At 72.6% G+C, this 14,107-nt stretch carries 12 protein-coding genes; 10 read left to right on the top strand and 2 right to left on the bottom strand.

Annotated features, from left to right (window positions below; genetic code table 11):
* Window positions 1-174: 174 nt before the first annotated feature.
* On the bottom strand, window positions 175-1,515 hold the full coding sequence (locus tag ACZ43N_RS24890; protein WP_468100456.1) for a sensor histidine kinase: 1,341 nt from the start codon (window positions 1,513-1,515) through the stop codon (window positions 175-177).
* 132 nt (window positions 1,516-1,647) lie between these two features.
* A complete protein-coding gene (locus ACZ43N_RS24885) occupies window positions 1,648-2,868 on the bottom strand; it encodes a sensor histidine kinase (protein WP_468100455.1) in 1,221 nt (406 codons plus the stop codon).
* Between the two features lie 386 nt (window positions 2,869-3,254).
* Between ACZ43N_RS24885 and ACZ43N_RS24880 the strand changes: the two genes are divergently transcribed.
* Genes ACZ43N_RS24880 through ACZ43N_RS24835 form a run of 10 tightly spaced genes read left to right on the top strand, consistent with a single transcriptional unit; the run spans window position 3,255 to window position 13,785 of the window.
* Window positions 3,255-3,668 (top strand): NADH-quinone oxidoreductase subunit A, encoded by a 414-nt coding sequence (locus ACZ43N_RS24880; RefSeq protein ID WP_468100454.1) that lies wholly within the window; start codon window positions 3,255-3,257, stop codon window positions 3,666-3,668.
* Window positions 3,659-4,384 carry an NADH-quinone oxidoreductase subunit B gene (locus ACZ43N_RS24875; protein ID WP_468100452.1) on the top strand — a complete coding sequence of 242 codons (726 nt, stop codon included), beginning with the start codon at window positions 3,659-3,661 and terminating at the stop codon, window positions 4,382-4,384. The genes ACZ43N_RS24880 and ACZ43N_RS24875 overlap by 10 nt, the downstream gene beginning before the upstream one ends.
* Entirely contained in the window at window positions 4,381-5,988 is a 1,608-nt protein-coding gene (locus ACZ43N_RS24870) for an NADH-quinone oxidoreductase subunit C (protein ID WP_468100450.1), read from the top strand. Before ACZ43N_RS24875 ends, ACZ43N_RS24870 begins: the two co-directional genes overlap by 4 nt.
* The gene (locus tag ACZ43N_RS24865; protein WP_468100449.1) at window positions 5,985-6,953 is read left to right on the top strand and encodes a complex I subunit 1/NuoH family protein; all 969 of its coding nucleotides are present in this window, start codon (window positions 5,985-5,987) and stop codon (window positions 6,951-6,953) included. Before ACZ43N_RS24870 ends, ACZ43N_RS24865 begins: the two co-directional genes overlap by 4 nt.
* A gap of 2 nt (window positions 6,954-6,955) precedes the next feature.
* Window positions 6,956-7,543 carry a NuoI/complex I 23 kDa subunit family protein gene (locus tag ACZ43N_RS24860; RefSeq protein WP_468100448.1) on the top strand — a complete coding sequence of 196 codons (588 nt, stop codon included), beginning with the start codon at window positions 6,956-6,958 and terminating at the stop codon, window positions 7,541-7,543.
* Complete coding sequence (locus tag ACZ43N_RS24855) at window positions 7,540-8,277, top strand: NADH-quinone oxidoreductase subunit J family protein (RefSeq protein ID WP_468100446.1); 738 nt, start codon at window positions 7,540-7,542, stop codon at window positions 8,275-8,277. Before ACZ43N_RS24860 ends, ACZ43N_RS24855 begins: the two co-directional genes overlap by 4 nt.
* A complete protein-coding gene (nuoK, locus tag ACZ43N_RS24850) occupies window positions 8,277-8,630 on the top strand; it encodes an NADH-quinone oxidoreductase subunit NuoK (protein WP_055716154.1) in 354 nt (117 codons plus the stop codon). Before ACZ43N_RS24855 ends, nuoK begins: the two co-directional genes overlap by 1 nt.
* Window positions 8,627-10,618 (top strand): NADH-quinone oxidoreductase subunit 5 family protein, encoded by a 1,992-nt coding sequence (locus tag ACZ43N_RS24845; RefSeq protein ID WP_468100443.1) that lies wholly within the window; start codon window positions 8,627-8,629, stop codon window positions 10,616-10,618. Before nuoK ends, ACZ43N_RS24845 begins: the two co-directional genes overlap by 4 nt.
* A gap of 6 nt (window positions 10,619-10,624) precedes the next feature.
* A complete protein-coding gene (locus ACZ43N_RS24840) occupies window positions 10,625-12,253 on the top strand; it encodes a complex I subunit 4 family protein (protein ID WP_468100442.1) in 1,629 nt (542 codons plus the stop codon).
* A complete protein-coding gene (locus ACZ43N_RS24835; RefSeq protein WP_468100441.1) occupies window positions 12,250-13,785 on the top strand; it encodes an NADH-quinone oxidoreductase subunit N in 1,536 nt (511 codons plus the stop codon). Before ACZ43N_RS24840 ends, ACZ43N_RS24835 begins: the two co-directional genes overlap by 4 nt.
* Window positions 13,786-14,107 lie beyond the last annotated feature (322 nt).

Raw genomic sequence — 14,107 nt, 5'->3', positions numbered from 1 at the left:
TGGGGGGAAGGTGTGTGTTCTTCGGGTCTGTGCGGGGAAACCCCTCCGCCTTTTGGCCGGTTACCGCCGCGGCGAAAAGAAGAGGCGCGTCAGGAGCTGCCAGCTCCGGACGCGCCCTTGGTGGTCCCGCCCCCGCCGCCGAGCGTCATGCCCCCGCGGCCGGGGCCCCGGGGATCACGCCCGCCAGGGCAGCTCCGCGGTCACCCGGGTGGGTCCGCCGGCCGGTGAATCCACGACGAGCACCCCGTCGAGGGCCCCCAGCCGCTCGGCCAGCCCGGCGAGCCCGGACCCGGCCCCGACCTCGGCACCGCCCATCCCGTCATCGAGGACCTGCAGCATCAGCCGCCCCTCGACCTTCCACACATCGACCACGGCCCGAGAAGCCCCCGCGTGCTTGCTGACGTTCTGCAGCAGCTCGGACACCGTGAAGTAGACGATCCCCTCGATCGCCGGCACCGGACGCGCGGGCAGGTCCACATCCACCACCACCGGTACCACGCACCGCGCGGCGACCGCCGACAGCGCCGCGTCCAGCCCCCGGCCGGTCAGCACCGCCGGATGGATCCCCCGCGCCAGGTCCCGCAGCTCCTGCAGTGCCGTCTTCACCTCGCCGTGCGCCGAGTCCACCAGCCGTGCCGCCGCCTGCGGATCCTCGCTCAGCTTCTCCTTCGCCACGCCCAGATCCACGGCCAGCGCGACCAGCCGGGCCTGCGCCCCGTCGTGCAGGTCCCGCTCGATGCGCCGCAGATCGGCGGCGGCCGTGTCCACCACGACCCCCCGGTCCGACTCCAGCTCCACCACCCGCGCCCCCAGCCGGGACGGCCCGAGCAGCGCGCCCACCATCACCCGGTCCACCATCGTCAGCCCCCGCACGATCCACGGCGTGGCCATCGTGAACAGCAGACCCACCAGCGCCGTCACGGTCACCTCGAACGGGTTGTCGAGGTACACGGCGTGCCCCTCGTCCCCGTACAGCTGCACGCCGTCCTGCCCGACCCACATCGGAAAGACCCAGAACCACAGCGGATACGTGAGCATCGCCCACCCGTACGCCCAGAAGGCCAAGGCGACGACGAAGGAGAACACCGACCACGGGAACTGCGCGACGGCGTAGAGCAACTGCCGCCACGACGACCCGCTGCGCAGGACGGCTCCCATCCACGCCAGCGCCCCGCGCTTGCGCGTCCGCAACGGCTCCGGCGCGGCCACCTCCACCCCGAGCAGCGCCCGCGCCCGCGCCCGCTCCAGCGCCCCGAGCCCTCGGCACCCGGCGAGCCCCGCTGCCAGCACCGGCACCCCGAGGAACGTGATCAGCAGGCCCACCCCCAGCGACAGCATCGTCACCGCGTACGTGAACATCAGCACCCCGATCGGGAGGCCCAGCAGCACATAGCCCAGCTCCCGCCAGCTGCGCCCCTCGAACGGCGCCCGCAGCCCGGCCGGCACCCGATGCCGCCGGTCCGCCCCGGCCGCGTCGTCCCAGCCGCCGTACCCCTGCCCATACGCGGATTCCATAGCCGCCACTCCTCCTCACCCACACTCCGACCGGAGCGCGCCCGACCTGGCGTACTCCCACCCTCCGCGCCCCCGGTCTCCCGGACCATCCGGCCCGTCGGCGTCCGGTTCCGGGGGTTTTCCCCACCCCGCCTACCGCCCCCGCCAGGGCAGCTCCGCCGTGATCGTCGTGGGCCCGCCCACCGGTGAATCGATCACGAAGAGGCCGTCCACCGCGCCGAGCCGCTCCGCGAGACCGGCGATCCCCGTGCCGCCGTCGACGCTCGCGCCGCCGCGCCCGTCGTCCCACACCTGGATCAGCAGCCGGTCGTCGGACCGCCACACGTCCACGGCCGCGGACCTCGCCCCACTGTGCTTGCTGACGTTCTGGAGCAACTCCGAGACGGTGAAGTACGCGATCCCCTCGATCGCCGCCGCGGGCCGCGCCGCGAGATCGACCGTCACCTTCACCGGAGCGGTGCACCGCGAGGCCACCGCCGACAGCGCCGCGTCCAGCCCCCGGTCCGTCAGCACCGCCGGATGGATGCCCCGCGCCAGGTCCCGCAGCTCCTGAAGCGCCAGCTTCACCTCGCCGTGCGCCTCCGCCACCATCGAGGCCACGGCGTCGTCGGCCTGGCCCTCCAGCAGCTTCTCCTTCGCCAGCCCGAGCCCCATCGCCAGATTCACCAGACGGGCCTGCGCCCCGTCGTGCAGATCCCGCTCGATCCGCCGTAGGTCCGCCGCTGCCGTGTCCACCACGACACCCCGGTCCGACTCCAGCTCCGCGATCCGCCGCTCCAGCTCGTCCGACGGCGACAGCAGCGCCCGCACCATCACCCGGTCCGCGTTCGCCAGCCCCCGCACGATGTACGGCAATACCGGCCACGCCACGAACAACCCCGTGAGAGTGATCGTGAACGTCGCGATCCCCCACGGCATCCGGATCAGCTCGTACAGCATCGAGCGCCAGCCGACCGGGTCCTTCACACTCATCCACACCTGCGCGACGAACCCGTCCGCGCCGCCCCGCAAGGGCAGCGGACTCGGCTCGTCCACCCGCACCCCGAGCAGCGCCCGTGCCCGTATCCGCTCCAGCTTGCCCAGCTGCCGCGCCCCCAGCAGCGCCGCCGCGAGCAGCGGGAAACCGATCACCGTCAGCGTCAGGAAGGCGCTCGTGAACAGCACGGTCGTCACGAAGGTGAACCCGATCAGCGCCAGCGGGAGATTCGTCAGCAGATGCGCGATCTCCTTCCACGTGTGCACCTCGAACGCGAGACGCGCCGGCGGCAACGGTTCGGAGGGCGTGCGGCTGGAGGGCAACGGGCGCCCGGACGGCCGTCCACGGCCGGTCGAGGGAGAAAGGGGCTCGGTCATGGCCACAGCCTGCCCGCCCGCGCCCGGCCGGCGCCATGAGGCGAACCGCCCGGCCCCCCCTGGGGAAAACCCCACCCGCCGCCGGAGGCACCGCCCCCACCGCCCTGCGCGGCTGCCCCACCGCCCTGCGCGGCTGCCCTGCCGTCCCGCCCGGCCGCCCCATCTCCCCGGCCCGGTCGCCCCCTTCGCCCCGCGCGGGCCGCCGCCACCGCCCGGCGCACGGACCCCCAGGTCACGGCCCTGCGCATGCCGAGCTGTGACGGGCTGCTTACGGTCTCTTTAGCAGGGCCTAGACTCCCGTGCGTACAGATCGTCGAACAGCGGCGTATGTATGGCGTACGGAGCGCGTACGTACAGGTCGCCAGGTGAGGGAACGAGGGGCGGACGTGCCGGAACCGACCGTCGCCGTCGCGGCGGAGCACTTCGTGGCGGCGGACTACTTCCAGTCCTACTCGGTGGTCGGACTGCTCGCCGCCGTGGGCGTGCTCTTCGTGGCCATCGCCTTCGGCGCGGGACGCCTGCTGCGCCCCGAGGTGCCCACCCGGGAGAAGCTCCTGACGTACGAGTGCGGCGTCGACCCCGTCGGCGAGCACTGGGCCCACACCCAGGTCCGCTACTACGTGTACGCCTTCCTCTACGTCATCTTCGCCATCGACTCGATCTTCCTCTTCCCCTGGGCGACCGTCTTCGCCGACGACGGCTACGGCGCGACCACGCTGGTGGAGATGTTCGTCTTCCTCGCCTTCCTCGCCGTCGGCCTGCTCTACGCATACAAGAAGGGCGTCCTGGCATGGACGTGACGCCAGAAGTGACCGCCGCGCAGTCCGCTCAGCGGCCTGCCACCCCGCCTGCCCCGCAGCCCGTGCCGCTCCCGGAGCCGAAGCGGCTGGGCGCCCTCGCCCGCCTCGCCCCCGAGCCGATGAAGGTGATCCTCAACTGGGGCCGTCGTTACTCGCTCTGGGTCTTCAACTTCGGCCTGGCCTGCTGCGCGATCGAGTTCATCGCCGCGTCGATGGCCCGCCACGACTTCATCCGGCTCGGCGTCATCCCCTTCGCGCCGGGCCCCCGCCAGGCCGACCTGATGGTCGTGTCCGGCACGGTCACGGACAAGATGGCCCCGGCCGTCAAGCGTCTCTACGAGCAGATGCCGGAACCGAAGTACGTCATCTCCTTCGGCGCCTGCTCCAACTGCGGCGGCCCCTACTGGGACTCCTACTCGGTGACCAAGGGCGTCGACCAGATCATCCCCGTCGACGTCTACGTCCCCGGCTGCCCGCCCCGCCCCGAGGCCCTCCTCCAGGGCATCCTGAAACTCCAGGAGAAGATCGCCAGGGAGTCCCTCGGGGAGCGGTACGGCAACGGAACGGCCACCGCGGCCACCGCGTCCGCCGATGCCCCGACCCCGGCGCCGGCCCGCCCGTCACCGGCGGCCCTCCAGAGCGACCTGGTGAAGCCCCCGGCCCCGCCGGCCACCACCGGCACGACCGACAGCTCCACCGGGGAGGGGGACCGGTGACCGGCTGGCTCCCCGCCCCCGTCGAGGAACTCTTCGGCGCGGACGCCACCGCCGAGGAGTCCTATGACGTCCTCAGCGTGGACGTCCCCTCCGCCTCCTGGACCGAGGCCCTGCGCACCGCCCGCACCACCCTGGGCTGCACCTACTTCGACTGGCTGAGCGCCGTCGACGAGCCCGGCACCGGCTTCCGGGTCTCGGCCCACGTCGTGGCCCTGGCCCCGGTCCGCCGCCTCCTCGTGCGCACCACGGTCCCGCACGAGTCCCCGGTGCTGCCCACCGCCGTGGACGTCTACGCCGGTGCCGCCTGGCACGAACGCGAGACCCACGAGATGTTCGGCGTCCGTTTCGAGGGCCACCCCGGCCTGGACCACCTCCTCCTCCCCGAGAACTTCGAGGGCCACCCGCTGCGCAAGGACTTCGTCCTGGCCGCCCGCGTCGCCAAGGCCTGGCCCGGCGCCAAGGAACCCGGCGAGTCCGAGCACGGCGGCCCCAAGCGCCGCCAGATGCTCCCGCCCGGTGTGCCCGACCCCAACGAGTGGGGCCCGCTCAAGGGCCAGCTCCCCCCGGCCCCCGCCCGTCCCACCCGCACCCCCGGCGAACGCCCCGCCCGAGCCGCAGCCGACCGCCCCGTACGCCGCACCCGCACGGCGGCCCAGGGCTCCGCGAGCCAGCCGCCCGCCGCGTCGCCCCCGGAAACGCCGGGCCCCCCGGCCGCACCGGCCCCATCGACGCCCCCGCGCCGCACCCGCACGGCGGCCCAGGGCTCCGCGAGCCAGCCGCCCGCCGCGTCGGAGCCGGCGCCCGCTCCCGCGACGCCGCGCCGTGCCCGTACCGCCTCCGGCGGGTCGGCGAGTCAGCGCACGCCGTCGACCGAGACCCCCGACACCGGCGAGCCCCCGGCGGGGAGCCGCCCCGCGCGGCCCACCCCCCGCAGCACCGACGCCCCCTGGCACCACGCCCGCCCGGCCTTCGAGGGGTCGGAGCCGGAGCCGGAGCCGGGGCCGGTGTCGGAGCCGAAGTCGGGGCCGGAGCCGAAGCCGGACCCCGTGCCGGAGCAGAAGCCGGCGCCTGAGGCCGGCCTTGATGCGGAGCCCAGGCCCGAGCCCGAGGCCAAGCCCGCGCCTGCGCCGAAGCCGGAGGCCGAACCCTCGCCCGAACCGATGGCCAAGCCCCAGCCCGTGCCCGAGCCCCAACCCAAGCCCAAGCCCAAGCCGGAGGCCGAACTGGCGCCCGAGCCGGAGGCCAGGCCTACGCCTGCGCCGCAGCCAGAGGCCGAACCCGCGCCTCAGCTCGAGCCAGAGGTCAGGTCCGGGTCCGCGCCGGAGGCCGAACCCACGCCCGCGCCGGAGGCCGAACCCGCGCCCAAGCCGGAGGCCGCACGCGCGCCGGAGCCGCAACCGGCGGCGGAGCAGCCCGACGCACCCGCCACTTCCGACGAGTCACCCGGCACTCCCGACGGCGGTACCCCCGAGAACGAGGGCACCGCGCCCGACGGCGGCACCCTCAAGAACGAGGGCACCGCGCCCGCCGCCGACACCCCCGACGAACCGCCCACCCCCGAACCGCCCACCACGCCCGAACCCCCCGCAGGAGGCCCGCGGTGAACGACGCCCTCGACGTCGCCCTGCGACTCCTGCTCGTCTTCGTCGTCTTCCTCACCTTCCCCCTGATCATCGGTCAGACGGAACACAAGGTGATGGCCCACATGCAGGGCCGCCTCGGCCCCATGTACGCCGGCGGCTTCCACGGCTGGGCCCAGCTCGTCGCCGACGGCGTCAAGTTCGCCCAGAAGGAAGACGTCGTCCCGGCCGGCGCGGACCGCCGTATCTTCCAGCTCGCCCCCGCGGTCGCCCTCCTCCCGTACCTCCTCGTCCTCCTCGCCATCCCCATCGGCCCCGGCGAGGGCGCCGTCGGCGAAGTCATCGACGCGGGCATCTTCTTCGTCCTCGCCGTGATGGGCGTCGGCGTCCTCGGCTCCCTCATGGCCGGCTGGGCCTCCGCGAACAAGTTCTCCCTCCTCGGCGGCCTCCGCACCGCCGCCCAGCTTCTCGCCTACGAACTCCCGATGCTGCTGACGGCCGCCTCGGTGGCGATGGCGGCCGGCACGGTCTCCCTCGTCGGCATCGTCGACGCCTTCGAGTGGTGGTGGCTGCCCTGGCAGATCGTCGGCGCGATCGTCTTCTTCGTCGCCGGCCTCGCCGAACTCCAGCGCCCGCCCTTCGACATGCCCGTCGCCGACTCGGAGATCATCTTCGGCGCCTACACCGAGTACACCGGCCTCCGCTTCGCCCTGTTCCTCCTCGCCGAGTACGCCGGGATCGTCGTCCTGTGCGGCCTGACCACCGTCCTCTTCCTCGGCGGCTGGCACGGGCCCTGGGGCGCCGACGGCCTCGGCTGGATCTGGACCCTGCTGAAGACCGCCGTCCTCGCCTTCGTCGTCATCTGGCTCCGCGTCACCTACCCACGACTGCGCGAGGACCAGCTGCAGAAGCTCTCCTGGACCCTCCTCGTCCCCCTGTCCCTCGCCCAGATCGCCCTCACCGGCGTCGTCAAGGTGGTGATCCAGTAGCCATGGCTGAGTCCCTCCCGCCCACCCGGCCCCGCATCCCCGGTTCCGGCCTCGCCAAGGGGCTGGCCGTCACCCTCCGCACGATGACGCGGAAGACGGTCACCGAGCAGTACCCGGACGCCTTGCCCGAACTGCCGCCCCGCACCCGCGGCGTCATCGGCCTCTTCGAGGAGAACTGCACCGTCTGCATGCTCTGCGCCCGCGAGTGCCCGGACTGGTGCATCTACATCGACTCCCACAAGGAGACCGTCCCGCCCGCCGCCCCCGGCGGTCGCGAGCGCAGCCGCAACGTCCTCGACCGCTTCGCCATCGACTTCTCCCTCTGCATGTACTGCGGTATCTGCATCGAGGTCTGCCCCTTCGACGCCCTCTTCTGGTCCCCGGAGTTCGAGTACGCCGAGACCGACATCCGCGAACTCACCCACGAGCGCGAGAAACTCCGCGAGTGGATGTGGACCGTCCCCGCCCCGCCCGCCCTCGACCCCGGCGCCGAAGAACCCAAGGAACTCACCGCCGCCCGCAAGACCGCGGAGAAACTCGCCGCCACCCAGCAGGCCGAACAGGCGCAGCCGGGGGAGGGGAACGCATGATCCCCACCGCCGCCGTCGCACTCGCCGCCACGCACCACCATCCCTCCCTGGCCGCGGTCGAGAACCGGGGCTTCCTCTCGCCGACCGGCGTCGAGATCGCCTTCCTCCTCGTCGGCCTGGTCACCCTCGGCGCCGCGATCGTCACCGTCACCACCCGCCAACTGGTGCACGCCGCCCTGTGGCTGGTCGTGGCGCTCGGCGGCCTCGCCGTCGAGTACCTGCTGCTCACCGCCGAGTTCATCGCCTGGGTCCAGGTCCTCATCTACGTCGGTTCCGTCGTCGTGCTCCTCCTGTTCGGCCTGATGCTCACCAGGGCCCCGATCGGCCGTTCCCCGGACGCCGACTCCGGCAACCGCTGGGCCGCCCTCACCGTGGCCGTCGCCGCCGCTGCCGCCCTCGTCTGGGTCGTCGTCGACGCCTTCCGCACCACGTGGATCGACCTCGACGGCCCCGCCGCCGGCTCGACCAAGGCCACCGGCGAAAGCCTCTTCCAGAACTGGGTCCTCCCCTTCGAGGCCCTCTCCGTCCTCCTTCTCGCCGCCCTGGTCGGCGCGATCGTCCTGTCCCGCAAGGCCAAGCCGGGGCCTGCCGAACCGAAGACGCCCGCCCCGGCCGAGGCATCCACCCCGGCCAAGGCACCCACCCCCGCCGACGCCTCCGTGCCGAAACCAGCCCCCGCCCCGGCCGAGACGGCCGGCCCGGCCCCCGACCCGTCCGAGGGAGGGGTCCGCTGATGCACCTCGCCTATCCCGTCGTGCTCTCCGCCCTCCTCTTCTGCACGGGCCTGTACGGCGTCCTCGCCCGCCGCAACGCGATCCTGGTCCTGATGTCCGTCGAGCTGATGCTCAACGCCGTCAACCTGAACCTCGTCGCCTTCGACGTCTGGCTCAGCAAGGCCGCCGAGGAGACCCTCCACTCCGGGCAGGCCCTGACCCTGTTCACCATCACCATCGCCGCCGCGGAGATCGGCATCGGCCTGGCCATCGTCCTCGCCGTCCACCGCAACCGCGGCACCGCCGACATCGACAAACTCCGCGACACTGCCGAGCGACCCGAGCGGAGCGAGAAGGCCGAGGCCAGCGCGTGACCACGACCACCCTCGCCGTCCTCGTCCCCCTCCTTCCGTTCCTCGGCGCCGCCGCCGGCCTGCTCCTCGGCCGCACCGCCCCCGGCTTCGTCCGCCCCCTGGCCGTACTCCCGGCCCTCACGGCCTTCGCCCTGGCCGTGCTGGTAGCCGTACGCCAGGGTGGCGACCGCCCCCTCGACGCGGCCACGCAGCTCACGCCGACCGGCTCGGTCCCCATCGACCTCGCCCTGCACATCGACGGCTTCGCCGCCCTCGTCGCCGTCCTGGTCGGCCTGGTCGCCACCTGTGTGCAGATCTACTCGACGGGCTATCTGCGCGACGACCCGCGCTACCCCTCGTACGCCGCTCTCGTCTCCCTCTTCACCTCCGCGATGCTCCTCGTCGTCTACTCCGGCGACCTGATGGTGCTGCTGGTCGGCTGGGAGATCATGGGCATCTGCTCCTACTTCCTGGTCGGCCACTACTGGGAGACCCCGGAGGCCCGCGCCGCCTCCCTCAAGGCCTTCCTGGTCACCAAGCTCGGTGACGTCCCCTTCCTGATCGGTCTGTTCGCCCTCGCCTCCGACGCCGGGTCGTTCCGCATCACCCGGATCGTCGGCACCGTCGCCGACGGCGGCCTCGACCACCCGACGCTGATCGCCCTGCTGCTCCTGGCCGGTGTGGCCGGCAAGTCGGCGCAGTTCCCGCTGCACACCTGGCTCCCCGACGCGATGGCCGGCCCGACGCCCGTCTCCGCGCTGATCCACGCCGCGACGATGGTCGCCGCCGGTGTCTACTTCGTCGCCCGCCTCCTCCCGGTCTTCGCCGTCTCCGCGGCGGCCCTGGTCGTCATGGCCGTGATGGCCGCCGCCACCATGACGGGCTCGGCCCTCGCCGCCCTCGCCCAGGACGACATCAAGCGCGTCCTCGCCTACTCGACGATCGGCCAGCTCGGCTACATGACCGGCGCCCTCGCCGTCGGCGACCGCGGTGCCGCCGTCTTCCACCTCATCTCCCACGGCGCCTTCAAGGCGCTGCTGTTCCTCGCCGCCGGCGTGATCATCCACGCCGCCGGCACCAACTCCCTGGCCGCCATGTCCCGCATGAGCAACCTCCGCACCCGCGTCCCCGACGCCTACTGGACGATGACCGTGGCACTCCTGGCCCTCGCCGCGATCCCGCCCTTCAGCGGCTTCTTCTCCAAGGAATCCGTCCTCGGCGCCGCCGAGAACGCCGCCGAGGGCCACGCCGAGCACATCCCCGGCGCCGCCGGCTGGACCGTCCTCGTCGCCGGCCTGCTCACAGCCCTCCTCACCGCCGCGTACGCCACCCGCCTGTGGCTGCGCGCCTTCCGCGGCCAGGGCGACGAAGCCCCCGACCACGGCCGCCAGCCGCTCAGCATGACCGTGGTCCTCTGGGTGCTCGCCATCCCGTCCCTCTCCCTCGGCGGACTCGCCTACGGCACACTCCCGGACTGGTTCGACGGCGACGACCTGGCCCCCACCCTCACCACGTCCGTCCTCGGCACCGGCCTCGCCCTGACCGGCGGACTCCTCACGTACATCGCCTGGCGGTACACCACGGCGCTGGCCCGCACACCGCTGGGCGCGGTCGCGGCCCACCCCGAGGCGGACGCAGCGACGGTCGAGGCGGAGGCCATCGCGAGCCACGCACCCGCCTACGGAGACGTGGCCTCCGCACCCGACCCGACGGACCCCTCCCGGGTCCTGCTCAGCCCGCTGCACCGCCACGCAGCCGTCGGCTTCCACCTCGACGCCGTGTACGAGGCACTCTTCGTCCGCCCGGTCGAGGCCGGCGCGCGACTCGTCCGGTTCCTCGACCGCGAGGTCGTCGACACCTACGTACGCGGCGCGGGGGCCCTGCCCCGCCTGCTCGGCGCGGCCGTACGACGGGCGCAGACCGGCAATGTGCAGACCTATGTGAGCGCGCTGCTCGCCGGCACCGTCGTCCTGGTGGTCGCCGCCCTTCTCGTCGCCACGGGAGTGTGAGCAGGCGTGATCGATATCAACGAGTCCGTGATGCAGTTCCTTCTGGCGTTCGTCGTCGTCGGCCCGCTCATCGGCGCCGCCGCCGCTCTCCTGCCGGCCCCGCCGGGGCTGAAGGGGAAGTCACCCGAGCAGGCCGTGCTCCGCCACGGCATCACCGTGACCGGCGCGGTGCTCATCGCCGCGATCGTCCTCGCGCTCGGCTTCGACCACGACCATCCGTCGAAGATGCAGGCCAGGACCGACATCAGCTGGATTCCCGCACTCGATGTGCGCATCCACCTCGGCATCGACGGCATCTCCCTCCCCCTCCTGGTCCTGACCGCGCTGCTGACCTTCCTCTGCGCGCTCTACTCGTACTTCAAGCTGCCCGCGGGTCCGTCCCCGAAGGCGTTCGTCGCCCTGCTGCTCGTCCTCGAGTCCGGCACCCTCGCGACCTTCGCCGTCCTCGACCTGCTGCTGTTCTTCCTCGCGTTCGAGATGGTGCTCATCCCGATGTACTTCCTCATCGCCCGCTGGGGCGGTGAGCAACGCACGCAGGCCGCTTGGAAGTTCATCCTCTACACCCTGCTCGGTTCCGTGGTCATGCTGCTCGGCCTGCTCCTGATCGGACTCAGGGCGGGCACGTTCGACATGGTGGCACTCGCCACTGACAATCACCCCGAGCTGACCACATCCGTGCAGGTCATCGCCGTTCTGACGATCGGTGTCGGGCTCGCGGTGAAGACCCCGATGTGGCCGCTGCACAGCTGGCTGCCGGACGCCCACACCGCCGCCCCGACCGTCGGCTCGGTCCTGCTGGCCGGCGTCCTGCTGAAGATGGGCACCTACGGGTTCGTCCGCATCCTGCTGCCGATCACCCCCGACGGCTTCCGCACCTTCGCGCCGTACCTCGGCGCCTTCGCGGTCGTCGGCATCATCTACGGATCCCTCGCCTGCCTCGCCCTCGCCAGGCCGGGCGCGAAGGGCGACCTCAAGCGCCTCATCGCGTACTCCTCCGTCGGACACATGGGGTTCGTGCTCCTCGGCATCGCGACGATGACCCCGACCGGCGTGAACGGCGCCCTGTTCGCCAACATCGCCCACGGCCTCATCACCGGCCTGCTGTTCTTCCTCGTCGGCGCCCTCAAGGACCGCACCGGCACCACCGACCTCGACACCCTCGCCCTCCCGTCGCCCGACCAGCACCCCTCAACGAGCGGCTCCGCCACGCCGGATCAATCCCAGACCGGCGCCGCCCTCTACGGCAGGGCCCCGCGCCTCGGCGGCCTGCTCGCCTTCGGTGCCGTCGCCTCCCTCGGACTGCCCGGCCTCGCCGGGTTCTGGGGCGAGATGCTCGCCCTGTTCGGCGCGTTCCGGCCCGCCGACGACCTCAGCCGCCCGGCCTTCCTCACCTTCATGGCGATCGGCGCGTTCGGCACGCTCCTCACCGCCGCGTACATGCTGATCGTGGTCCGCCGCGTCTGCATGGGCGCCGCCCCACAGGAGCGGCCCCGACTCGCCGACGTACAGACGTACGAGTTCGCGGCCTGGACCCCGCTCGTCGCCCTCACCGTCCTCGCCGGCCTCTGGCCCGCGGCCCTCCTCGGCCTGACCGACCCGGCCGTGCAGCAGCTCCTCGCAGGAGGCACCCGTTGAGCTCCCTGGCCCCGACGACGGCCCAGCCGCTGGCCGAATCCGTCGTCCAGTCCGTCGACTGGCTCGCCATCGCGCCGCCCACGCTCGCCGCCGTCGTCGGCCTGGCCGTGCTCGTCGCCGACCTCTTCGTGGGCGACACGAGGAAGGCACTGCTCGGCTGGGTGTCGGTCGCGGGCCTCGCCCTGTCCCTGCTGGCCCTGGTGCCCCTCCTGGACGGCGACCGCGCCACCTTCTGCCTGAGCGGCAACCCCGACGTGTGCAGCTACACCGCGGACCGCTTCACCCTCGTCATCCAGTTCATGGTGCTCGGCGGCGCCCTCCTCGCCGCCCTGCTGTCGATGACGGCCCTGAAGGACGCCGAGAAGGAACTTCCCGAAGGGGAGTTCTGGTTCCTGCTGCTGTCCTCCGCCGCGGGCGCCGCCCTCCTGCCCGCCTCCCGTGACCTCGCCACCCTGGTCGTCGCCCTGGAGGTCGCCTCGCTGCCGGCCTTCGCCCTCGTCGGCATCCGCCACGGCGACAAGCGGTCCTCCGAGGCGGCCCTGAAGTTCTTCCTGTCGTCCGTCACCGCGACCGCCGTCAGCCTCCTCGGCATCAGCTTCGTCTACGCCACGACCGGCACCCTCTACCTCACCGAGATCGCCGACCGCATCCAGAACGTCGACGGCCAGCTCCACACCGTCACCCAGACCGGGGTCGTCCTCACCCTCATCGGCTTCGCCTTCAAGACGGCCGCCGTACCGTTCCACTTCTGGGTCCCCGACACCTACGTGGGCGCCCCCCTCCCGGTGGCCGCCTACCTGTCGGTCGTCGGCAAGGCGGTCGGCTTCACCGGGCTCATCCTCGTCACCGTCGTCGCCCTCCCGTCGTACGCCGACGTCTGGGGACCCGCCCTCGCCGCGCTGGCCGCCCTCACCATGACCGTCGGCAACGTCGGCGCCCTCCGACAGCAGTCCACGCGCGCGTACAGCGCGGTCCGGCTGCTCGCCTGGTCCTCCGTCGGCCAGGCCGGCTACCTCCTGGTGCCGATCGCGGCCGCCGCCTACTCCGACGACGCCGAGCAGGCCATCGGCTCCACCATCGCCTACGCCCTGATGTACGCGGCCGTGAACCTCGGCGCCTTCGCGGTGGCCGCCCTCGTCGGCCGGACGAAAACCCTCAACCGCGTCAGTGACTACCGCGGCCTCTACGCGTCGAGCCCCCTGACCGCCCTGCTGCTGGCCTTCTTCCTGCTCTGCCTCGCCGGACTCCCGCCGGGCATCATCGGCCTCTTCGCCAAGGTCACCGTCTTCTCGGTGGCCGTCGACGCGGGCCTCGGCTGGCTGGCCGTCGTCATGGCCGTGAACGTCGTGATCGCGCTGTTCTACTACCTCCAGTGGACCGCGCTGCTGTTCCGCGCCCCCGAGGGCGAACCCGCGTCGCACCGCGTCCCCGCCCCGCTCACCGTCGCGATCGCCCTCACCGGGATCGTCGGCATCGCCCTCTCCGGAGCCCCCCAGCTGATCCTGCGCTTCGCCGACACCGGTCTCTTCTAGAGCCGACACCGGCCTCTTCCAGATCCCCGTACGCCCTTCCTCCGAGGCCCCGTACGCCCCTCCTGTGCGGCGCCATACGCCCCTGCGCGCCCCCCGGCACGCACGCCCCTCGCCGCCCACGGGGGCATCCGGCACGGACGCGCGGGAACTCGATGCCCGGTACACGCGTGCGGGCCGTGGCCCCCGGCCCTCACCCGGACGGCCCCGCCCCGACCCGCGCGCACAAGGGAACTAGTGCTTCCCGCCTGGCGTTGACCAGTTCGGGAGGGTCCACTGAGAGGTGGAGTCAACAGCGACAGCAGGCAAAGGGTTCCCCTGCCGC

The organism is Streptomyces sp. NPDC030814 (assembly GCF_055572155.1).
Note: the sequence above shows the minus strand (reverse complement) of the source record. Positions and strands in the feature narration are given on the sequence as shown.